The 20,080-nt window shown below is 56.3% G+C and carries 21 protein-coding genes and 2 pseudogenes; 7 read left to right on the top strand and 16 right to left on the bottom strand.

The window, feature by feature from the left end; all coding sequences use genetic code 11:
• Nucleotides 1–116 precede the first annotated feature (116 nt).
• A pseudogene (locus D7S44_RS23880) lies at nt 117–233 on the top strand (hypothetical protein); the annotation flags it as partial.
• A 46-nt stretch (nt 234–279) separates the two neighbouring features.
• Here D7S44_RS23880 and D7S44_RS09335 read toward each other — a convergent pair.
• The 7 genes and pseudogenes from D7S44_RS09335 to D7S44_RS09300 all read right to left on the bottom strand — a co-directional run bounded on the left by D7S44_RS09335 (nt 280) and on the right by D7S44_RS09300 (nt 4,008).
• Nucleotides 280–558 carry a YrhB domain-containing protein gene (locus D7S44_RS09335; RefSeq protein ID WP_120454155.1) on the bottom strand — a complete coding sequence of 93 codons (279 nt, stop codon included), beginning with the start codon at nt 556–558 and terminating at the stop codon, nt 280–282.
• Nucleotides 558–983, bottom strand: a complete 426-nt coding sequence (locus tag D7S44_RS23680; protein WP_120454153.1) for a toxin glutamine deamidase domain-containing protein — start codon at nt 981–983, stop codon at nt 558–560. Before D7S44_RS23680 ends, D7S44_RS09335 begins: the two co-directional genes overlap by 1 nt.
• Complete coding sequence (locus D7S44_RS24000) at nt 980–1,882, bottom strand: VENN motif pre-toxin domain-containing protein (protein ID WP_167456955.1); 903 nt, start codon at nt 1,880–1,882, stop codon at nt 980–982. Before D7S44_RS24000 ends, D7S44_RS23680 begins: the two co-directional genes overlap by 4 nt.
• Nucleotides 1,833–2,319, bottom strand: a pseudogene (locus D7S44_RS09320) (hemagglutinin repeat-containing protein). The gene D7S44_RS24000 and the pseudogene D7S44_RS09320 overlap by 50 nt, the downstream one beginning before the upstream one ends.
• Before the next feature lie 172 nt (nt 2,320–2,491).
• On the bottom strand, nt 2,492–2,995 hold the full coding sequence (locus tag D7S44_RS09310; protein ID WP_120454145.1) for a contact-dependent growth inhibition system immunity protein: 504 nt from the start codon (nt 2,993–2,995) through the stop codon (nt 2,492–2,494).
• Nucleotides 2,992–3,399, bottom strand: a complete 408-nt coding sequence (locus D7S44_RS09305) for an endonuclease toxin domain-containing protein (protein WP_240629444.1) — start codon at nt 3,397–3,399, stop codon at nt 2,992–2,994. The genes D7S44_RS09310 and D7S44_RS09305 overlap by 4 nt, the downstream gene beginning before the upstream one ends.
• Before the next feature lie 213 nt (nt 3,400–3,612).
• Nucleotides 3,613–4,008 carry a VOC family protein gene (locus D7S44_RS09300; RefSeq protein ID WP_120454143.1) on the bottom strand — a complete coding sequence of 132 codons (396 nt, stop codon included), beginning with the start codon at nt 4,006–4,008 and terminating at the stop codon, nt 3,613–3,615.
• Nucleotides 4,009–4,191: 183 nt separating this feature from the next.
• On the opposite strand from D7S44_RS09300, the gene D7S44_RS09295 reads away from it, so the two are divergent.
• Nucleotides 4,192–5,715 carry a sensor domain-containing diguanylate cyclase gene (locus D7S44_RS09295; protein ID WP_240629443.1) on the top strand — a complete coding sequence of 508 codons (1,524 nt, stop codon included), beginning with the start codon at nt 4,192–4,194 and terminating at the stop codon, nt 5,713–5,715.
• On the opposite strand, the gene arnF is transcribed toward D7S44_RS09295, so the two are convergent.
• The 9 genes from arnF to D7S44_RS09250 form a co-directional block, all read right to left on the bottom strand.
• Nucleotides 5,710–6,093, bottom strand: a complete 384-nt coding sequence (gene arnF, locus D7S44_RS09290) for a 4-amino-4-deoxy-L-arabinose-phosphoundecaprenol flippase subunit ArnF (RefSeq protein ID WP_120454139.1) — start codon at nt 6,091–6,093, stop codon at nt 5,710–5,712. The genes D7S44_RS09295 and arnF overlap by 6 nt on opposite strands.
• Nucleotides 6,090–6,422 carry a 4-amino-4-deoxy-L-arabinose-phosphoundecaprenol flippase subunit ArnE gene (arnE, locus tag D7S44_RS09285; protein ID WP_120454137.1) on the bottom strand — a complete coding sequence of 111 codons (333 nt, stop codon included), beginning with the start codon at nt 6,420–6,422 and terminating at the stop codon, nt 6,090–6,092. Before arnE ends, arnF begins: the two co-directional genes overlap by 4 nt.
• On the bottom strand, nt 6,419–8,080 hold the full coding sequence (gene arnT / locus D7S44_RS09280) for a lipid IV(A) 4-amino-4-deoxy-L-arabinosyltransferase (protein ID WP_120454135.1): 1,662 nt from the start codon (nt 8,078–8,080) through the stop codon (nt 6,419–6,421). Before arnT ends, arnE begins: the two co-directional genes overlap by 4 nt.
• A gap of 33 nt (nt 8,081–8,113) precedes the next feature.
• A complete protein-coding gene (arnD, locus tag D7S44_RS09275; protein WP_120454133.1) occupies nt 8,114–8,998 on the bottom strand; it encodes a 4-deoxy-4-formamido-L-arabinose-phosphoundecaprenol deformylase in 885 nt (294 codons plus the stop codon).
• On the bottom strand, nt 8,995–10,974 hold the full coding sequence (gene arnA, locus D7S44_RS09270) for a bifunctional UDP-4-amino-4-deoxy-L-arabinose formyltransferase/UDP-glucuronic acid oxidase ArnA (RefSeq protein ID WP_120454132.1): 1,980 nt from the start codon (nt 10,972–10,974) through the stop codon (nt 8,995–8,997). The genes arnD and arnA overlap by 4 nt, the downstream gene beginning before the upstream one ends.
• Nucleotides 10,974–11,957, bottom strand: coding sequence for an undecaprenyl-phosphate 4-deoxy-4-formamido-L-arabinose transferase (gene arnC / locus D7S44_RS09265; protein WP_120454130.1), 984 nt, complete (start codon nt 11,955–11,957; stop codon nt 10,974–10,976). The genes arnA and arnC overlap by 1 nt, the downstream gene beginning before the upstream one ends.
• A 1-nt stretch (nt 11,958) precedes the next feature.
• Nucleotides 11,959–13,095 (bottom strand): UDP-4-amino-4-deoxy-L-arabinose aminotransferase, encoded by a 1,137-nt coding sequence (gene arnB / locus D7S44_RS09260; protein WP_120454128.1) that lies wholly within the window; start codon nt 13,093–13,095, stop codon nt 11,959–11,961.
• A 752-nt stretch (nt 13,096–13,847) separates the two neighbouring features.
• The gene (locus tag D7S44_RS09255; protein ID WP_120454126.1) at nt 13,848–14,252 is read right to left on the bottom strand and encodes a cupin domain-containing protein; all 405 of its coding nucleotides are present in this window, start codon (nt 14,250–14,252) and stop codon (nt 13,848–13,850) included.
• Nucleotides 14,253–14,473: 221 nt separating this feature from the next.
• Nucleotides 14,474–15,223 (bottom strand): SDR family NAD(P)-dependent oxidoreductase, encoded by a 750-nt coding sequence (locus D7S44_RS09250; protein WP_120454124.1) that lies wholly within the window; start codon nt 15,221–15,223, stop codon nt 14,474–14,476.
• A gap of 300 nt (nt 15,224–15,523) precedes the next feature.
• Here D7S44_RS09250 and D7S44_RS09245 point away from each other — a divergent pair, with 300 nt between their 5' ends.
• The 5 genes from D7S44_RS09245 (at nt 15,524) to sapF (ending at nt 20,056) form a co-directional block, all read left to right on the top strand.
• Nucleotides 15,524–16,408 carry a LysR family transcriptional regulator gene (locus D7S44_RS09245; RefSeq protein ID WP_240629442.1) on the top strand — a complete coding sequence of 295 codons (885 nt, stop codon included), beginning with the start codon at nt 15,524–15,526 and terminating at the stop codon, nt 16,406–16,408.
• Nucleotides 16,409–16,548: 140 nt separating this feature from the next.
• Nucleotides 16,549–16,950: a nuclear transport factor 2 family protein gene (locus D7S44_RS09240; protein ID WP_120454121.1), complete on the top strand. Its 402-nt coding sequence runs from the start codon at nt 16,549–16,551 to the stop codon at nt 16,948–16,950.
• Between the two features lie 416 nt (nt 16,951–17,366).
• The gene (gene sapC / locus D7S44_RS09235) at nt 17,367–18,257 is read left to right on the top strand and encodes a putrescine export ABC transporter permease SapC (RefSeq protein ID WP_120454120.1); all 891 of its coding nucleotides are present in this window, start codon (nt 17,367–17,369) and stop codon (nt 18,255–18,257) included.
• Complete coding sequence (sapD, locus tag D7S44_RS09230) at nt 18,257–19,252, top strand: putrescine export ABC transporter ATP-binding protein SapD (RefSeq protein WP_120454118.1); 996 nt, start codon at nt 18,257–18,259, stop codon at nt 19,250–19,252. Before sapC ends, sapD begins: the two co-directional genes overlap by 1 nt.
• Nucleotides 19,253–20,056 carry a putrescine export ABC transporter ATP-binding protein SapF gene (sapF, locus tag D7S44_RS09225; RefSeq protein ID WP_120454116.1) on the top strand — a complete coding sequence of 268 codons (804 nt, stop codon included), beginning with the start codon at nt 19,253–19,255 and terminating at the stop codon, nt 20,054–20,056. It abuts the gene before it with no gap.
• The last annotated feature ends 24 nt before the right edge of the window (nt 20,057–20,080 follow it).

Below are 20,080 nucleotides of genomic sequence, written 5' to 3'. Positions count from 1 at the left end.
AAGAGGCTGCCCGGATGACGCTGATAGTTTTACCGAGCGTCATGTAAAACGCGTCAGCTTGTTGAGCCAGCAAAGGGCCGATGCTTAAGCTAACGCTTTGTTCCTTAGCGCTGCCCGAGCCGGAGATTATGCGGACGCTGCGCAAGGTCTGTAAGCTCTCCGCCCGCAAGCAGCGCCAGGTAGAGGCATTTATACAGCCGATTACCGCACCGCAGCCACGAACCGGTAACTGATTGGTATATAGAGTAAAATCCCAACCGCGAGAAGTTGGGATTTTTTCTAACTCAGATGCTTTTTATTTTCTTCGTATTCATGTAAATATTTTTCAAGAGGATAGGCTGTTCCAAATTCGTGTATTTCTCCAGTATCCTTATCCACTATAAAAGGTGCATTACCTGCAAGTAGCGCACTATCATTACCGGTCTCAAGATATTCTCTGGATTGAAAACAAAAGAACCACCCCTCAGCAAAGCGTCCCTGAAGAGTAATAACCATCGGTATTTCTTCACCGCTGAGGTGATCGACTGCTTTTGCTACCGCTTCATCAAAAGTAATCATTAATTCGTCCTCAATAACTGGAATGATTTAAACTGACTAAGATCAGCAGAGTTACCCGTTTGTCCATTAAGGAAGCGAACCGTACCATTTTGATTGACAACATTAAATATATGCCCTGGCTGACCAGGGCCATAAGAACCAAAAACAATTCCTCTCGCACCAAAACCAGCGTTTGTCATTTGCTGCATAATACTGTCAGATGAAGAGACATATTTAAATTTTGTTCCGTATTGTTGCTCCAAAACGCTTAACGGTACGCCTTTAGTTGAGTTTATTGGCAACGCTGATGCTGGATTTCCAGCCAAAGTAGCATCAGTAGCAATCGAGCAATTTACGCAGTTATGCGTCCGGCCCGGTTCAGGATAACCGGGGTTAACATTTTTAATTGAACCAACATTTTGCTCAGTGGACCCTGTACCCTTCATCCCATACACCGCGCCACCAATCGCCGCTGTGGTATGGGCAATCGCCCTTCCATCATACAGAGTTGCTGCGTTGCCTTGCTCACGCCCCAGTTTTCAGCAATACGGTTAACGTTAGCCTCACGTTCTGCTTTCGCATCAGCACTGGCGTACTGCCACATCAGGGCATCTACCTGGCCTTTACCTTCCTTGTAGACGCTGCCCATACTACCGATGTACTGGCCATCCATCTGCTCGTCGTAGCTACGGCCCATTGCCGCCAGCTCCTGGCGCATTCCTGAACACTGCGCTGATGACAGATTCTTACAGGCCGAGTCAATTGCCGCATCAAACGCCTTATCCTTGACGTTCAGGTCACTGATTAACTTCTCTGCCTGTTGTTTTTTCTCATCTTCAAGATAAGGCAGCGACCACTTCGCATCCTGACGTTGTTTCTCGTCAGGTGCACTCAGCGTATTATTCTCAACCGCATTCTTCCCGGCCCCCGCCCCGGTCCCGCCTCCCAGCGCCGAATTCGATGCTATCCCGCCAGCCAGCCCTGCCGCCATCTGGCTCAGCGCGCTCACCGTCTGCTTCTGGCTCTCTGTCAGGTCGCTGATGGCAGTGTGCGGATACATCACCGCCACGATGGCCCTGGCGGCCAGTTCACCGCCCGCGGCGCCCGCCACAGCAGTCGCCACCATGGAATAGGTGCCGCCCGTACCCCACTGCGCCGCCACCGCTTTATAGCCAGGATCGCTCTGCACAATTACGCTGAGCTGGTCCTTCGAGAAGCTGGCATAGTCAGGATGCTCCTTGAGCAGGCGCTCTGACGTCTCTTTCGCGGCTGCATCCAGCTTCCACGCTTTCACGTCACCGACAACGTTGCCTGCCAGCTGCTGGACGCCCTGCGCAAACGCCATCACGGTCCTGCTGGCTGGCAATTTCCAGGTTGTGCCCCGCATTGAGGTCGATGTGATTGCCGTAGAGGTTTGCGCCGTTCAGCGACACATCCTGACCCGCTTTAACTGTCAGGTCGCCCGCTGCCGTCACCTGGCTGTTATGGTGCGTGATGCTACTGCCGTTCCCTTTTGCGCTGTTCTGGCTGGCGGCCAGCTCAATGGAGAAGCCGTTCTGGCTACCGCCGAGGCCGAAGCCCACGCCGACGCCATAAGTGCTGCCACCACTGCTTGATTCCTGGCTGCGGCTGTCCTCAGCACTGCTCACGCCCCGCACTCAGCGAAACGTTATCGCCACTGATTTTTACGCCTTTACCGATGATGTCCTGCTTCGCCGTTAGCGCCAGATTGTCGCCGGCCTTCAGTACGCTACCGCTCTGTTGCGTGCTGCTCTGCTCCATTGACTGATGACTGCTACCCGCGGTAACGCTGACCGTGACTTTGACGGCGGCGGTGTTCTGGGTTTGACTTAATTTGAGCTTCATTAGCGCTGAGATAATTGTTCTCAGCAACATCTTTCGAAGTACACTCTTCAGCCGAATATGATTTTCACTGTGCTCCTGACCTCAGGTATTACCCTTTACAGCGCTTTATTGCTAGACGCAAAGCTGCACCGATTTCTTCAGGCGAAGCGTTAGTCGATAGGATTATGTCCTCAATCCCATCACCCTTTGTTCTTCCCCAAGCTTCCAGTTTTTCATGTCGCGATGGTGATATAGTTACCACATCATTGACACAATGAATGCCGCATTTTTTCATGTTTTTAAATAGTGCTCTTCTCGATTTATAGTTGCTGCTGTTAATAAGGTTTTTTACCCAATCATTGTATCTATCTTTACTTTTTATGAGGTCAAAAAGGTCTGCTCTTTCTTCCCGGGAAGCGATGGTTCTGCTCTGTGAAAGCCTACTCAATATTGCGTTTCCAAGATCCTCGTTCGAGGCATCAGGCGAAAGTAGGTTTGAGGGGTAAAGAAAGTCTCTTGCCGTTAAACCCAATCCAGAATAAGTGTCAATGCAAAAAAAATCGTCAGTTATAGAAACTGAAGCCCAGTAATCTTGATCTTTGTTAAATATCATTTTTTCACCTGCGTCACATTAACCTTTATGCCCTGAGTGCTTCTATATTCAATAGCGCGATTAATTTTCGCCCATTGTTCCGGCGTTGTACTTTCAGGGATGGCGAGTTTAATTTCTTTGTTTGAGATCATTGATGAATCTAGGTTTATACCCAATCGGGTGTCACCGTTAAAATTCATCCCTTTGGTGATATTCTCCTTAACCGAACTATAAAGTTGGTTTGGTTTGTTCAACCTTGAGCGTGTCTGAGTGTCCAATGTTTTTACACTGTAAGCCGTTTTTGTTGTAGCATCATAATAATCGAACGCCCTAAATCCAACAGGTAATCGGTCTGTTGTTTGGGGTAGCGTTTTCCGACATAATCTTCCAAAGGCATGCCCTGTTTCATATTCCCCTGTCCCCACTTCATACCTATGTCTGAGGCACTAACGGTAGCTGTAGCAGTGTTGCGCCTCATGAATGAAATAGAGGCTGTACACAAGTTTTTGAGCAACAGTCCTCCAGAGGCAACCATCGCTTGATTTTCTGGATCAGATAAGAAGGAAGAGACTTGTATCCAGCCGGGTGTGCTTTAAGATACAAGGCCGTTACGGCAGAAACGAAGCCGGCATACAAAACTAATTATCACCCCAGCGCATGTTCTGAATTACGACCCTGTACCCGTCGATATCCCTGAAAGTGATGCCGCTTTGCTCCCAGTAAGGATTAAAAGATTCCACTCTGACAAAACCGGCATGACTCATTGTTGCGCAGCGCTTTTCCCAGCTTCCCTTGTCAGGCACATACAACACTAAAAGATCTTCGGCCGACGGCGAAGGGGTTACCGGATGATAGTGACACTGCGTGAATTCAAGATGCCAGGCTAAATCCTCCCGGCCTAACATGCATCCGCTGAACCCGTCATGATCGCTAAATTCACCGATTTTTTTCAGGCCCAGCCCGTCGCAGTACATTTCACAGCTTTTGCTAAGCAGGCTTACAGGCCTTGCGATGCGCATCTGTTGAAATTCCATAGTCACCTCTTTTTAAAATTGACCACCTTAGAACGAGCCCTAACGCAATGCGCTGTGGCTTCGGCTATGACAAACGGCAAGGGAAGTGCCCTTTCATCGGCCGCCTGTCTGCGTACCTGCCTGCAGGTCCGCTTTTTACTGCTACCTTTTACTGATAACCCTCTGTTTTACTGGAGAGAGACTTTGCCATCACCCCGCACCAGAAGAACAGAGCGCTTTGTGCTGCTGTTTCTGCTTTTTATTAGCCTGTTTATCGTGACGGCATGTAGCTGGGCATTATGGCGTTCCTGGCAGAACCGGCTTCAGGATGTCTCAGTCCAGGCCCGCAACCAGTCGCTCTCTCTGTCGCGACAGGCGCAGGATACTTTCCTGCAGGTTAATATTGCGCTGGATGAAATAGCCCGCCAGACAGACCAGGTATTTAGCCACCCGGAGGCGTACAGCGGCGAGCGCGGCATTCTGGCCAGACTCTCTCTTCCCCTGCCTCAGCTGGCTGGCCTGTTTGTGTATGATAAAGAGGGTAACGGGCTGGCCAGCTCTCGCGACCAGCACGACATGCAGATGAATAATGCCGATCGGGAGTCATTTATCTGGCACCGCGATCACGCGGATACGGGCGCTCATATCGGAGAGGTTATTCGCAGCCGCAGCGCCGATGAGCTGGTCATTCCGGTTTCTCTGCGGCTGAATGACGCTGAAGGTAATTTTCGCGGCGTGGCGCTCGGCTCGGTAAAAGTCGCCTTTTTTCGCCAGTTTTACGGCTGGTATGAACAGAGCCCGGGCGATCTGCTGGCCCTGATGAACACAGAGGGCCTTCTTCTCTATGCTCGCCCTTTCCCAGACAGCGTGCTCAACAGCAGTCTCTCCTCCAGCCCGCTCTTTACCCGCCTGCTGAGCCAGTCGCGCATCGGCAGCGCGACCTGGAACAGCCATCTTGACGGACAGAAGCGTCTTTTCGGCTACGCCCGGCTGGAGCGTTATCCTCTGGTCGTGGCTGTCGGCTATGAAACCCGGGCGATCCGGCACGCCTGGTGGATGAGCAATATCACCGGCATCAGCGTTAATATTTTTACGTGGCTGCTGGTTTTGCTGTTCGGCTTTCTGGTGCTTCGTCAGCTGCATGCCAACCAGCGGAGCCAGCAGGCGCTGATGCGCTCGCAGGATGAGCTGACGCGGCTCAACAGCACGCTCAGCGACCTGGCGATGCTGGACGGCTTAACGGGACTGGGCAACCGGCGACAGTTCGATTTTTATCTGGAGAAGAGCCTGGAGGGTGCCGCCTCACCGGTCTCGCTGATTATGTTCGATGTGGACTACTTCAAGCGTTATAACGATGAGTATGGACATATCGCTGGCGATCGCTGCCTGCAGGAGGTAGCGGCGGTGCTGAAACACCTTCCGCTGCGCAGCACCGACCGGGTGACCCGCTATGGCGGAGAAGAGTTTGCCATTATTCTGCCGGGCACAAAAGCCCGGGATGCGGAGAACGTAGCGCACCGGGCGCTGGAGGCCATTCGCCGGGCGGCGCTGCCTCATGGGGCGAGCGATCTGCCGGAAAAAATCGTTACCCTGAGCGCCGGTATCAGCGCCTCCTCTTCCGGAGACTCGCCTGACTCGCTGAAGGTTGCCGCCGACGAGGCGCTTTACGTCGCTAAAAAAGCGGGCCGTAACTGTATTGCCGGTATGGATGGCATCTGCCTGCTATAACCTTGCCTTGCGGCGTGGAACAGAGATCGTCACCAGACCCAGCACGATCAGTAGCACGCCCGCGAGGCCGCTCCAGCGGAACGGTTCGCCGAATACCGGCAGCAGAACCGCAGCCAGCCACACCAGCACATAGCTCAGGCTAAGCAGCGGATAGAGCCGGTTAAGTGGCAAATGACGCAGCGCCAGCATCCAGCAAAGCATAGAAAGCCCATAGGCCCCCAGCCCGATACAGAGCAGTACCAGCGGCTTGCTGTGCTGCACCCAGTCGACGCTCAGCCATTCAGCGGCGGGTGGAAAGTCCCGCATCGCCAGACGTAATACCAGCTGAGCCAGCGTCACCAGCAAAACAGAGCACAGCGCCAGACTAAAGCCTTTCACAGATGGCTCCCTATCAGTGCCACGCCAGCGACGATCGCCAGCGTGCCGATCCACTGCTGCAGCGTGTAGCTTTCCCGCCAGATGAGACGCGCGGCAAGCGCCACCAGCACAAAATTAATGCTGAGCATCGGATAGGCCACGCTGACCGGCACCAGACGCAGCACCCATAGCCACACCAGCATCGCGACGCCAAGCAGCAGCAGGCTCAACGCGATCCACATCAGCAGGCGTTTTTTCCCCTGTCGCGTGCCGACGGTGGCCGCCTGTTTCTGGCACAGCTGCGCTGCGCAACTCAGCAGGCTCACCAGCATAATCAGCAGCAGGTTCATGGTTTTTCGTCGTAGCCGTAGTAAATCAGCCGCCCCTGGCGATAAACCTCATCTGGCTTCGGCAGGCTTGCATCCGGCTCCTTCTCGCCTGAATCGAGCATCACCACTACGGATACCTTGCCGTTTCGGCGATGCTCCTGCAGCCAGTCCGCAAAGGCGCCGCCATCCACATAGCGCGGCTGCGCATCGGGATAGCTGAGGCCATATTGCAGTTCGCCTTTAGCGTCATAGAGGGTAATATCGCTGCGCCGCAGCTCCCAGGCGATCGCCGAGGCCACGCCCGGATGGTCGGCCAGCAGATAACGGCTGCCCGCCAGCCGCTCGTGCACTGCGCTGACGAAACTCTGCGGCTGCTTCGAGTCGCGCACCTTCTGCGGAATGGCGTAACCAACCAGCAGCGCCAGCGCCAGCGGACAGAGTGCCGCCAGTTGCCAGCGGTTATCGCGCGGCCGGAGGCTCAGCCAGCCCACCACGCCCCAGCAGACAAACGCCGCTGCCGCCCAGACTACGCGCATCGTCTCGTTGCTGGCGTAGAGCGGATGGTGTGCCAGCCCCCACGGCGCAAGGAATGCCACGACTGCGATTGTCGCGATCAGACCGAACAGCAGGTTTATCCAGCCGTTGATCTTAAACACCTTGCCCAGAGCTGCGCTGCTGCCGTGGGCATAGCGCGCCATCAGCAGCGCCAGCGGCGCGAAGCAAGGCAGAATATAGGTGGGCAATTTGCCTTTTGCGATGCTGAAAAACAGCAGCGGCATCACTACCCAGCACAAGAGATAAGCCGCGCCGGGCTCTTGCCCGCGCTGCCGCCACGCCGCCTTCAGCGAGCCAGGCAGTAGCGCCAGCCATGGCATGCAGCCCGCCAGCAATACCGGCAGGTAATACCAGAACGGTGCTTTATGCTGCGCATCGGCTTCGGCAAACCGTTGTATATGCTCGACCCAGAAGAAGTAGTGCCAGAAATCCCCTTCCTGCCGATTGATCGCCAGCGCCCAGGGCGCGCTGATCAGCGCCGCCGTCACGATGGTCAGCAATCCCCAGCGCAGCAGTTCAGCGAAGCGACGCTGCCAGATCGCCCAGGGCACGATTGCCAGCACCGGTACCGCCAGCGCCAGAAAGCCCTTGGTCATAAAGCCCATGCCGCAGGCGGCGCCGAGCAGCAGGTAGCCGCCGAGCCGCTGCTGCGTGGTGTTCGCCTGCGCCGCCAGCCAGTAACTGCACATCGCCGCCACCAGCCACAGCAGCAAAATGGGATCGATCACCGCATAGGTTCCGACACCATATACCAGCAGCGAGGTCAGAAAAATGAGGCCGCCGGTGAGCGCGATTGTCCGGCTGGCAAACATGCGTCTGCCGAGCCAGTAGAGCAGCAGCGCGCTAAAGGTGGTGCTGAAAATCGCGCCTGCTCGCACGCCGAAAGGCGTATGACCAAAGATGAACTGGCCGATATTATTGACCCAGTAACCGGCAATCGGTTTCTCAAAGTAGCGCAAGCCGAAAAAGTGCGGCACCACCCAGTTGCCGCCCGCGAGCATTTCGCGGCTGATTTCGGCATAGCGCGTTTCATCCGGCTGCCATAAGGCACGAAATTCAATCGGGATAAGGTAATAAAGCGCGAAGAGCGCCAGCAGCAGCGCGGTTTTAGTGCCTGTACGCATCCATGTTTCCTGTGCAAATAAATACCGTGACGTTCAGCCCTGACAGCCCAGCCAGCCTTCGCGTCCGGGGATGTGACCGCGGACGACGCGGCCTCGCGGCAGCGTGCTGAGATCGGCGGGCAATAGCTCACTGAGCGGGCAGAAGTGGATACCCTGATCTTCTGCGCGTTTCAGCAGTTCTGCGAAAGCGGATAATCCGACAATGCCTTCAACCTCGGCATGAATGGTGTAAACCGGCGAGCCGGTGGCAGCCAGCATCTGTTCGAGGATAAAGTCGTTGAAGCCTGCCACACTGACCTGCTGGCCGACCACTTCGTCCCAGGTTGGCAGCGTAACCGGCACCTGCACCGTGCCGTTGCTGCCGTCGCTGAGCTGCGGAATAAAGGGCCCGCTGCCGCGGCAGTCGCTGTTATAGAGGAAGCCAAACTGCTCTTTGGCATCGACCACGCGCGTATCGGCGCGCCAGCCCGCGACCGCCGAACAGGTGACAGTGTCACCTGTTATCGCTTCGAGAGCCGCTTTGCCCCGCGCAATCTGCTCAGTCAGCTTTGCCTGCGGCCAGACGCCCGCCCAGGTTTGCCAGGCGAAATGATCCCAGGCATGCAGGCCGATTTCGTGATGCTCGGCCGTGGCGCGAATAATGTCAGCCAGCCCGCGCCCGATATCCCGCCCCGGCCAGGCGGTGCCGGCCAGCAGAATATCCCAGCCGTAGAGCGAGGCTGCGCGCGAGCGCAGCATCTTCCACAAAAAGCGCGGCTTCATCAGACGCCACAGGTGGCGTCCCATGTTGTCCGGCCCGACGCTGAAAAAGAAGCTGGCCTGCAGCTGATGCAGACTGAACTGCTCCAGCAGCGCCGGGACGCCCAGCTTCGTACCTCGCCAGGTGTCGACATCGACGCGCAAACCGACTTTCTTCATGGCTTGTCCTGTAGCTCAACGGTGCGCAGGAAGAAGTCCAGCGTGTTGTCGATGGTGGTATCCATCTCTACCGTCGGCGTCCAGTTCAGCAGACGGCGCGCGTTTTTGATCGACGGCTTACGGTGCTCTACGTCCTGATAGCCCTTCCCGTAGTAGCTGCTGCTCTCGACTTCGCGGAAACCGGCGAACGGCGGGAAACGGTCACGCAGCGGATGGCGTTCGAAGCTCGCCAGCAGACGCTCGGCCAGCTCTTTGATGCTGGCTTCATTGTCCGGATTGCCGATATTAACGATCTGGCCGTCGCAGTTGCCGTTTTTGTTTTCAATGATGCGGAACAGCGCTTCAATGCCGTCACGAATATCGGTGAAGCAGCGTTTCTGCGCGCCGCCGTCGATCAGTTTGATCGGCGAACCTTCCACCAGATTAAGGATCAGCTGGGTAATAGCGCGCGAGCTGCCGATACGGGCGGCGTTCAGGTTATCGAGACGCGGCCCCATCCAGTTAAACGGACGGAACAGGGTGAAGCGTAATCCCTCTTTTTCGCCGTATGCCCAGATAACGCGATCCAGCAGCTGTTTCGACACGGAGTAGATCCAGCGCTGTTTGTTGATCGGGCCGACCACGAGATTAGAGTGATCCTCGTCGAAGTGGTTGTCGGTGCACATGCCGTACACTTCCGAGGTCGACGGGAAGATGATGCGCTTTTTATACTTCACGCAGTCGCGGATGATCTTCAGGTTCTCTTCGAAATCGAGTTCGAACACGCGCAGCGGGTTGCGGGTGTACTCAATAGGCGTGGCGATCGCGACCAGCGGCAGCACTACATCGCATTTCTTGATGTGGTATTCAATCCACTCCGAGTGAATGCTGATATCGCCTTCAACAAAGTGGAAGCGCGGCTGATCGAGGAAACGGCTGATCGCATCGGAACCGATATCCAGTCCGTAGACCTCAAAGTTGTCATCCTGCAGCAGGCGTTCAGTTAAGTGATTGCCGATAAAGCCGTTAACGCCGAGGATCAACACGCGGGTGCGTCGTTTGATCGCGGCGACCGGCTGCGAATAGAGCAGCGCGCCCGGCACCATGCCGAGATTTTGCGCCAGCTGGCTGCCGTTCATATAGACGCCGTTATCGCTCTGACCGGTCAGCACTTCCAGCGCGCCTTCGCCGCAGGCGATCAGGAAAGGATCGACCGACAGCACGGTACCCGGCTTCGCTTTTGGCGCATCCGCATGCACGCGCCCTTTCCATACGACAAACTTCAGCGTACCGGCAAAGGCAAACGCGCCCGGCCAGGGATCGGTTACGGCGCGCACAAGGTTATTCACCGACTGCGCAGGCCACTCCCAGTTGATACGTCCGTCTTCCGGCGTGCGGCGGCCGACCACCGTGGCTTCGCTGTCGTTTTGCGGCGTGGCGGAAATTTCGCCGCGCTTCATCGCCGGTAATACGCCGTCCAGCAGCTCCGTCGCACAGGCGACCAGCTTGCGGTGCAGCGTCAGCGCGTTGTCCTGCTCATCAATCGCCACGCGCTGCTGTACCACGATATCGCCAGCGTCGGCGCGCTTCACCATACGGTGCAGCGTCACGCCGGTTTCGGTTTCGCCATTAACCAGTACCCAGTTAAGCGGCGCGCGACCGCGGTATTTCGGCAGCAGCGAGCCGTGCAGGTTAAAAGCGCCCACCCGGGCGGTTTTGAGGATGTTATCGCTCAGCAGCGCACGGTAATAGAAGGAGAAAATAAAGTCAGGCTGCATCGCTTTAATACGATCGACCCACAGCGGATGGCTGGCGTCTTCCGGTGCGTAAACCGGGATGCCCTGCTCCGCCGCCAGGCGCGCCACGGATGGAAACGCATGGCTTTCAGGCGAGGTGTCAGCATGCGTGAAGATGGCGCTGATTTCATAACCGGCTTTCAGTAGCGCGCTAATGCCCGCACAGCCCATTTCGGCGTAGGCGAAGACGATAGTTTTCATTACTCGGATTCCTGTACTGAAGAAGCTTTTTGCTGTGGGTGAACAACACGCTGGATAAAGTAGCGGGGACGCGCGCGGACATCGTTATAGATACGGCCGATGTATTCGCCAAGCAGGCCCATGCCGATAAACTGCGCGCCGACAAAAATAAAGAGTACGGCGAACAGCATGAACACGCCGTCGCCCGCCCAGCTGGCGCCGAGAAACAGACGCAGCACGATCAACACCAGCGAAAAGGCGAAACCGGCCAGCGCGATCAGGCTGCCGATAATGCTCAGCAGACGCAGCGGCGTGGTGGTCAGACAGGTCACCAGGTCGTACATCAGGTTAATCAGCTTCATAAAGCTGTATTTAGAGTCGCCGAACTCGCGCTCGGCGTGGGTAACCGGCAGTTCAATGGTGCGGCGGGCGAAGGTGTTGGCGAGAATAGGAATAAAGGTGCTGCGCTCGTGGCAGTTAAGCATCGCATCGACAATATGACGACGATAGGCGCGCAGCATACAGCCGTAATCCCCCATCGCTTTGCCGGTGACGCGCTGAATCAAATGGTTAATGGCGCGCGAGGCGCGGCGGCGGAACCAGCTATCCTGACGGTTCTGGCGAACGGTGCCGACCACGTCATAACCCTGCTGCGCCGCCTGCACCAGTTTCGGGATCTCTTCCGGCGGGTTTTGCAGATCGGCATCCAGCGTGATGATCAGATCGCCTGAAACATGGCTGAAACCCGCCATAATGGCCGAGTGCTGACCATAGTTGCGGTTCAGCAATACGCCGACCACATGGCTGCCGGGCATATCGGCAGCATCGTTGATCATCTGGGCGGAGCGGTCGGCGCTGCCGTCGTCCACCAGCAGGATCTCATAATCGAGCCCAATCAAGCTGCAGGCCGCATCCGTACGGCGCACCAGCTCCGCCAGGCTCTCTTCTTCGTTGTAAACGGGAATAACGACGGAAACTTTGCGAATCGCTTTTTCTTCCTGCATCTCAGACTCCAGCTATGTGACGCAAGGCGTCAATGACGCGGGTGACATCGTCATCATGCATATCCGGAAACAGCGGAATGGAGCAGATACGATCGCTGTTCCATTCGGTGTTGGGCAGAGAGAGCTGCGGATAGCGTTCGCGATAGTATTTGTGGGTGTGCGCGGCACGGAAATGCAGGCCGGTGCCGACATCCTGCGCTTTCAGCGCTTCCATCAGCGCATCGCGGCTGAGGCCGCACGTCGCTTCGTCGACGCGAATGATAAACAGATGCCAGGCGTGCTGATGAGCCCATGTCGGTTGCGACAGCGGCAGGAACGGCGTGTCGGCTAATTCGCGCAGATAGCGCTGAGCGATCGCCTCGCGGCGCGCATTGAAGGCAGAGAGCTTTTTCAACTGCACCAGCGCAATAGCCGCGCTGATATCCGGCAGGTTGTACTTGAAGCCAGGCATAATCACTTCCGCCTGCGGCTTGCGGCCGTGGGTATGGCGGTCATACGCATCGACGCCCAGACCGTGGAATTTCAGGCTGCGCATGCGATCCGCCAGCCCGGCGTCATCGGTAACAATCAGCCCACCTTCGGCGCAGGTCATGTTTTTGATGGCGTGAAACGAGAAAATGGCAGTACCCGTACTGCCGACATGGCGTCCCTTGTAATAGCACCCCGCCGCGTGCGCGGCATCTTCAATTACCGGGATATTGTAACGCTTGCCGAGGGCGTGAATCGCATCGCTGTCTGCCGGCGCGCCCGCGTAATGCACCGGGATAATGGCGCGGGTGCGAGGCGTGATAGCAGCTTCGATTTGTTCGGGCGTAACCATCAGCGTATCGCGATCGATGTCGATCATTACCGGCGTGGCGCCCAGCAGCGTGATGATATTGATGGTGGAAACCCAGGTCAGCGAGGGTGTGATGATCTCGTCACCGGGCTGAATATCCAGCGCCAGCAGCGTAACGTGCATACCCGCCGTTGCGGAACTCACTGCGATAGCGTGTTGATTACCCGTAAGCTGGCAAAAAGCCTGCTCCAGCGCAGCATTCTGCGGGCCAGTGGTGATCCATCCCGATTCAAACACCGCTTTTACCGCAGCCAGCTCTTCTTCACCCAGTGAAGGCCGCGAAAAAGGAATAAATGACATAGTTAGATTCCATCAATTTAAGTTGTTCAAACGTAAAACAGTTAAGCACCGCCTGGAGAAATAAATATTACAAACATGAAGCAATTGTTTCTTTTTAGCGTAATTTTGTTGAATCTCACTATGGCTCCCGTTTGCAGAGAGTCGTCGGAGAAATAATGCTGAGAAAACCTTAAGACAGCCTTAAAGAGGCTGCAGGTTTTTTTCATCTGGCGTGGAAGGTAAAGCAAGAACAACTTAAAGGAGATGAGGCTAATAACCCGCGCTCGATTTTATCTTTTATTTGAGCATTTCGTGTCATATGCGTTAGTAGTGTATATGTTCTTTCGGCAAGATCAACTAACAGGTGAAAAGTTCATTAAAAACAGAGGTTTTTTTTATTAGCAATGGTTAGCGCACGCTCGAAAAAAACCGTTAAAAAAATCTATTTTTCAATTGTTTATGATTGATTTATTGATTTAGCGTCACGCTTTTGATTCTGTTTTTCGCCAAAAGCACCCTGCGCAAAATTTAACCATTCGCCTGTAATTTTATCGGCGTGTAAACAATGATTAAACCGTAAATAGCGTCTGACCATTAGCAAAGACTTATTTTGGAATACAAATGATGAGGCAGGATGCAAAGACAACGCATTGATACGCGGCTGACTGCCGCGCAAAAGAACGTAACTTAATACGCCGGCTTATTAATGCATTCTTGTGCTAATTTACTTTGCCCGCTAAGTAAAGAAGCGATCCTTTTACGGGCTCGCTCTGTCAAAATTCCGCTTCCTCTCCTGGCAGTGGCAGAGAAAGTTCCTGACCTTCAACGCCAGCGTAGAAAATAAGTAATTCAGTCGGCTCTTCGCTGGTATAGCCGCGATGCGCGCTGTCGATCGTTTCATTAAGCGCCTGCCCCGCGCTAACGCTAAAGCGTTCACCGGTGTGCTTATCTTCAACGGTCAATTGACCAGACAGAATATAAGCGGTATTGGGCATGGGATGTGTATGCCAGGGGAGCTCGCTATGGGCAGGCAATGACATACGCATCACCGATATCTGCGGCTTGCCTGCCGGATACGCCTTATATGCCTGACCGTTCCAGGCGGTTCCACTTTGTAACACCAGCGCATGTTCGATATCCGTCGGGCTTTTGTCTGCTGGCTGCTTCTTCTCCGTCATGGCTGCTCCTGTGAGTTTAGGTCTGGTTCGAGTGTAGCCGCCCTCTGTAAAACCGCACTTTTGCAGGCTCAGCCAGCGGGTCGAGCGGCCGCTGCGCACGCGATAAAAAGGAAAGGCCGCATTAAGCAGCCTCTGCAACAGATTTCACCGCCCTCCCTGAGCCCGAGACTCTCCTCACTCTTCAGGCCTGACAGCCTGATAAAAGATGAAAAGCGTAACCATTAAACCTGCGCCAGACCGCCATCCACATAAAACTCCGCGGCATTAATAAAAGCAGCATCGTCAGAGGCAAGAAACGCCACCGCTTTGCCGACTTCTTCAGGCTCGCCCAGTCTGCCGAGAGGGACCTCCGCGGCCAGCACCTCAAACAGCCCCTGGCGATGTTCTTCCGGGACCAGACCGCCCAGACCTGCGGTGCGGATCGGGCCTGGGCTGACAACGTTCACCCTGATACCGCGATCTTTTAAATCGAGCGCCCATGAGCGGGCAAAGTTCCTCACCGCTGCTTTACTGGCGCTATAAACGCTGAAGTTCGCTGTGCCTTTAACTGCGGCAGTCGAGCCCGTCAGGATAACCGATGAACCCTTGTTAAGGAGAGGCAGCGCCTTCTGAACGGTAAAAAGCAGCCCGCGCACGTTCGTGCCGAAAATGCGATCGAAGTGCTCTTCCGTAATTGCGTCAAGCGGCATCATATCCCCGCCGCCAGCATTGACGAACAGGATATCAAGTCGTCCTGACTCGCTGGCGATGGTGGCAAAGACCTTATCCAGATCGGACAGACGGGAGGCATCGGCGCGGATACCGGTCGCGGCCGGTCCAATCGCCGCTACCGCAGCGTCAAGCTCCTCCTGGCGACGGCCGGTGATATAGACCTTTGCGCCCTGTGAAGCCAGCTCCTGCGCCGAGGCCAGACCAATACCTGAACTGCCGCCGGTCACCAGCGCGATTTTATTTGAAAGTTTATTGCTCATCATCTGTTTCCTCAGGTTAAGGCACGCATATGCCTGTTGAATGTCATTTAAAGTTTCAAGCTGAACATCGCTAAAAATTCAGTGCTGCTCTGCATGGCGGAAGAACGGCGTAATCCGGCAATTCCTTTTCCGCCTGATAAAGAGTTAACGGTTGCCGACGGCGCTACTGACTGAGAAAGAGCGGCGGCTGTGGCGACAGAAGAAGCATATCGACGAACTATCTTTTTCAAAATAGAATGATTTAAAACTCATCGTTGCAGATTTGAAATGAACAGATTCCCCGATTTCGAAGGACTCGCGATGTTCGCGAAAGTAGCTGAGGAAGGATCGTTCGCCGCCGCGGCGAGGGTCATGGGCGTCTCCGTCCCAACGGTATCGCGCGCCGTCGCCCGGCTGGAGGAGAGGCTGGGCGGCAGACTGTTTAACCGCACGTCGCGGCAGGTGGCGCTGACGGAGTTTGGCCAGAGCATGGCCGCGAAAGCGTCTGAAATTTACCGGCAGGCGGAGGAAGTCGAAAGCGAGGCGCACGAGCTTGCGGTACAGCCGCGTGGTCTGGTGCGGCTGGCGGTGCCGATGGCCTTCGGGCTACGCTGGATTGCGCCGCTGTTGCCGGAGCTGATTCACCAGTTTCCCGAACTCAGCGTGGATTTGCACCTCTCGGACGCGTCGGTCGATGTGATCGCCGAAGGCTTTGATGCGGCGCTGCGCATTGCCGCGCTGCCGGATTCGTCGCTGGTTGCGCGTCGCTTATGCGCGGTGACACAGTTTCTGGTGGCGGCCCCTTCCTATATTGCTCGCCATGGCGCGCCGGAACACCCCAGAGCGCTGACGTCGCGTCCCTGCTTCAGCTATGCGTACCGCGCGCGCAGTCAGGTATGGCGCTTTACGCATACCTCCGGCGTGCATGAAGATATCGTTCCGAATGGACCGCTGCGGGTAACAAACTCAGACGCCCTGCTGCCACCGCTGCTCGAAGGGTTGGGCATCGCCGAACTGCCGGAGTTTATCGCAGCGGAGTATCTGCGCGATGGCCGCCTGGTACGCCTCCTTGATGAGTGGTCGATGACGCAGGGCGGGCTCTATTTCGTTACTCCAACCGCACGCAGCCGGCCGCTCAAGGTCAGAGTGCTTTCCGACTTTTTTGCCCAACGTCTGAGCGAGCCAGAGTGGCGCTACGTGCCCTGAAAGCAACATCAGAAGGATGATTACATAAATGAAATGATAGGTTTCATCCTTTGCTGTTTTGTACGCTCCTGAAGTTAATTAGGCTGGTGTCAGGCCCGCAGCATTCTGTCGGCCGTTAACCACTTCAGGAGCCTTTGCCCATGAAAACAGCCATACAGCTACTGCAACTTTATCTGGATTCAATACGCGATCCCCGCGCCGCTGCGGCACTTTTCGCCGCGGATGGCGTGCTGGAATTGCCTTACCTGAAAACGCTCGGCCTGCCGCATCGTGCCCAGGGCGCGCAGGAGATCGCATCCTTTATTGCTGGCCTGCTGGAGAAAGTGCCCGATTTCCGCTTCCGTAATATTGAGTTTTTGATCGATACGCCCACTCAGGCCTTTGGCGAATACAGCGTCGAAGCGGGTATTGCAGGCACCGACCGCGTCTACAGGCAGACCTATGCCGGTCGCCTGGTGGCGGAAGCGGGAAAGATCAAACTGCTGAGGGAGTCACTTGATACGCTGGCCGCCTGGCGCGCCTTTTCCGGCGAACAGAGCTGAGCCTTAATCTGAGATCAGGCCCCGGTTTCTTTCCTCTCTGCGGAAAAGAGCGCCCCGCTCTTTTCCGACCCATATCGCCTTCTTTCTGCTCGCTTCTGGCTGGCCTGAAAGCGCAGAAGCTGACCTTCTGCTATCCCTGAATGAAATTGCTGCCGCCGTTCCCTTGCCTGTAAGCGGGTTATCGACGGATAATCCTTTGTGGCGAGCGGCGCGCACCTGCGCCTTTCGCTCTCTGCTGACTTCTGCACTGTGTACGCTCCCTTTTCGTATACGCAAGCGTGGCAACTGAATCCGTACCGCCGTTCCTGCTACGCGCAGTACGACACGATAACGCTGAGAACCTGAGCAACACATTGATATGACAGAAAATTGTAAACCGATGCACCCTATCCAAACCAACCCTCAAGCGACTGCGTATGCCCTACGATAATGTCTATGCCGAGAAACGCCTGCCCGGCGCGTTTCGCCGCAGCTGGCACCACTTTTATCGCAACACGACCGCTATGATCGGCCTGTATGGCTTTGGCGCGCTGCTGTTCCTCTGCCTGTTTGGCGGACTGCTGGCACCCTACGGTATCGATCAGCAATTTCTCGGCTATCAACTGCTGCCGCCCTCCTGGTCGCGCTACGGCGACGTCTCCTTTTTCCTTGGCACCGACGACCTGGGCCGCGACGTACTGAGCCGTCTGCTGAGCGGCGTGGCGCCCACCGTCGGCTCCGCCATTCTGGTGACGCTGTTTGCGACGCTGTGCGGACTGGCGCTCGGCGTGCTGGCGGGCATCACCCACGGTTTACGCTCGGCCATTATGAACCACGTGCTGGACACGCTGCTGTCGATTCCGTCGCTGCTGCTGGCGATTATCGTGGTGGCGTTTCTCGGTCCGCGTCTGGAGCATGCGCTGCTGGCGGTCTGGCTGACGCTGTTGCCACGTCTGGTGCGCGCCACCTATAGCGCAGTGCATGACGAGCTGGAAAAAGAGTATGTGGTGGCCGCGCGCCTCGACGGCGCCACCAATATCGATATTCTGCGGCACGCGATTTTGCCCAACGTGCTACCGATGCTTATCAGCGAAGTGACGCGCTCGCTGTCGCTGGCGATCCTGGATATCGCCGCGCTCGGCTTTCTCGACCTCGGCGCGCAGCTGCCTTCGCCCGAATGGGGCGCGATGCTCGGCGATTCGCTGGAGCTGGTCTATGTCGCGCCCTGGACGGTAATGCTGCCGGGCGTGGCGCTGATGATCAGCGTATTAATTGTTAACCTGCTGGGCGACGGCATTCGCCGCGCCGTAGAGGCGGGAGTGGAATAATGCCATTACTCGATATTCGTAATCTGACCATTGAATTTATGACCGCCGACGGCCCCGTGAAAGCGGTTGATCGCATCAACCTGACGCTTATGGAAGGCGAAGTACGCGGCTTAGTGGGCGAATCGGGCTCGGGCAAAAGCCTGGTGGCGAAAGCGATCTGCGGCGTGACCAAAGATAACTGGCGCGTTACCGCCGATCGTATGGTGTTTGACGATATCGACCTGCTGCGTCTGTCGCCGCGCGCGCGCCGCCGCATCGTCGGGCATAACGTCTCGATGATTTTCCAGGAGCCGCAGTCCTGTCTCGATCCTTCGGAGCGCATCGGCCGCCAGCTGATGCAGGCCATTCCGCGCTGGACCTACAAAGGCCCCTGGCTGCGCCGCTTCTGGTTCTGGCGTAAAACCCGCGCCATCGAGCTGCTGCACCGCGTCGGCATCAAAGATCATAAAGATATTATGCGCAGCTTCCCCTATGAGCTGACCGAAGGCGAATGTCAGAAAGTGATGATCGCCATCGCGCTGGCCAACCAGCCGCGACTGCTGATCGCCGATGAGCCGACCAATGCCATGGAGCCGACAACCCAGGCGCAAATTTTTCGCCTGCTGAGCCGCCTTAATCAGAATAACAACACCACTATTCTGCTGATTAGCCACGACTTACGCACCATGAGCCAGTGGGCGGATCGCATCAACGTGATGTACTGCGGGCAGACGGTAGAAACCGCGGGCAGCGACGACCTGATGACCACGCCGCACCATCCTTATACGCAGGCGCTGATCCGCGCGATGCCCGATTTTGGTCGTTCGCTGCCGCACAAGAGCCGTCTTAATACTCTCTCCGGCGCCATCCCCTCACTGGAAAGCCTGCCGATCGGCTGTCGACTCGGCCCGCGCTGTCCTTATGCGCAGCGCAAATGTGTTGAAACTCCGCGTCTGAGCGGCAGTAAAACGCACCTGTTCGCCTGCCACTTTCCGCTGAATATGGAGGAGCAGTAGATGGAAACGCTGCTTGAGGTGCGCAATCTGAGCAAAACCTTTCGCTATCGCACCGGACTCTTTCGCCGTCAGCACGTCGAGGCGGTAAAGTCAGTGAGCTTTATCCTGCGCGAGAAGCAGACGCTGGCGGTTATCGGGGAGAACGGTTCCGGCAAGTCGACGCTGGCGAAAATGCTGAGCGGCATGGTGGCGCCGAGCGCAGGCGAAATCCTGATTAACGATCATCCGCTGGAGTTTGGCGACTATGGCTACCGCAGCCAGCGCATCCGCATGATATTCCAGGATCCCTCGACCTCGCTTAATCCGCGCCAGCGCGTTAGCCAGATCCTTGACCTGCCGCTGCGGCTGAACAGCGATCTGCCGCCGGAAGCGCGCGAGAAGCGCATCATCGCGACATTGCGCCAGGTGGGTCTGCTGCGCGATCACGCCGGATACTATCCGCATATGCTGGCGCCGGGACAGAAGCAGCGTCTTGGCCTGGCGCGCGCGCTGATCCTGCAGCCGAAGGTCATTATCGCTGACGAAGCCCTCGCCTCGCTCGATATGACGATGCGCTCCCAGCTGGTCAATCTGATGCTGGAGCTACAGGAGCAGCACGGCATCACCTATATTTATGTGACGCAGCATCTCGGTATGATGAAGCACATCAGCGATCAGGTGCTGGTGATGCACCAGGGGGAAGTGGTCGAGCGCGGCGGCACCGCCGACGTGCTGGCTTCGCCGCTGCACGACCTGACTAAGCGGCTGATTTCCAGCCATTTTGGCGAAGCGCTGACGGCAGAAGCCTGGCGACGGGAACGCTGATACAGGTTGGTTTACCCCATTTGC

The organism is Pantoea piersonii, from assembly GCF_003612015.1.
GTDB classification, from domain to species: Bacteria; Pseudomonadota; Gammaproteobacteria; order Enterobacterales; family Enterobacteriaceae; genus Pantoea; species Pantoea piersonii.
This window is presented reverse-complemented; position numbering and strand designations above follow the sequence as displayed.

What these genes read in the sequence shown, in the direction of transcription:
- D7S44_RS09300 (WP_120454143.1), bottom strand. Translation starts at nt 4,008, where the DNA reads ATGGAATTTCAACAGATGCGCATCGCAAGGCCTGTAAGCCTGCTTAGC.
- sapC (WP_120454120.1), top strand. Translation starts at nt 17,367, where the DNA reads ATGCCCTACGATAATGTCTATGCCGAGAAACGCCTGCCCGGCGCGTTT.
- D7S44_RS23680 (WP_120454153.1), bottom strand. Translation starts at nt 983, where the DNA reads ATGAAGGGTACAGGGTCCACTGAGCAAAATGTTGGTTCAATTAAAAAT.
- sapF (WP_120454116.1), top strand. Translation starts at nt 19,253, where the DNA reads ATGGAAACGCTGCTTGAGGTGCGCAATCTGAGCAAAACCTTTCGCTAT.
- D7S44_RS09255 (WP_120454126.1), bottom strand. Translation starts at nt 14,252, where the DNA reads ATGACGGAGAAGAAGCAGCCAGCAGACAAAAGCCCGACGGATATCGAA.
- sapD (WP_120454118.1), top strand. Translation starts at nt 18,257, where the DNA reads ATGCCATTACTCGATATTCGTAATCTGACCATTGAATTTATGACCGCC.
- D7S44_RS09310 (WP_120454145.1), bottom strand. Translation starts at nt 2,995, where the DNA reads ATGATATTTAACAAAGATCAAGATTACTGGGCTTCAGTTTCTATAACT.
- D7S44_RS09335 (WP_120454155.1), bottom strand. Translation starts at nt 558, where the DNA reads ATGATTACTTTTGATGAAGCGGTAGCAAAAGCAGTCGATCACCTCAGC.
- arnA (WP_120454132.1), bottom strand. Translation starts at nt 10,974, where the DNA reads ATGAAAACTATCGTCTTCGCCTACGCCGAAATGGGCTGTGCGGGCATT.
- D7S44_RS09240 (WP_120454121.1), top strand. Translation starts at nt 16,549, where the DNA reads ATGAAAACAGCCATACAGCTACTGCAACTTTATCTGGATTCAATACGC.
- arnB (WP_120454128.1), bottom strand. Translation starts at nt 13,095, where the DNA reads ATGTCATTTATTCCTTTTTCGCGGCCTTCACTGGGTGAAGAAGAGCTG.
- D7S44_RS09250 (WP_120454124.1), bottom strand. Translation starts at nt 15,223, where the DNA reads ATGAGCAATAAACTTTCAAATAAAATCGCGCTGGTGACCGGCGGCAGT.
- arnT (WP_120454135.1), bottom strand. Translation starts at nt 8,080, where the DNA reads ATGCGTACAGGCACTAAAACCGCGCTGCTGCTGGCGCTCTTCGCGCTT.
- D7S44_RS09245 (WP_240629442.1), top strand. Translation starts at nt 15,524, where the DNA reads ATGTTCGCGAAAGTAGCTGAGGAAGGATCGTTCGCCGCCGCGGCGAGG.
- arnE (WP_120454137.1), bottom strand. Translation starts at nt 6,422, where the DNA reads ATGAACCTGCTGCTGATTATGCTGGTGAGCCTGCTGAGTTGCGCAGCG.
- arnD (WP_120454133.1), bottom strand. Translation starts at nt 8,998, where the DNA reads ATGAAGAAAGTCGGTTTGCGCGTCGATGTCGACACCTGGCGAGGTACG.
- arnC (WP_120454130.1), bottom strand. Translation starts at nt 11,957, where the DNA reads ATGCAGGAAGAAAAAGCGATTCGCAAAGTTTCCGTCGTTATTCCCGTT.
- D7S44_RS24000 (WP_167456955.1), bottom strand. Translation starts at nt 1,882, where the DNA reads ATGGCGTTTGCGCAGGGCGTCCAGCAGCTGGCAGGCAACGTTGTCGGT.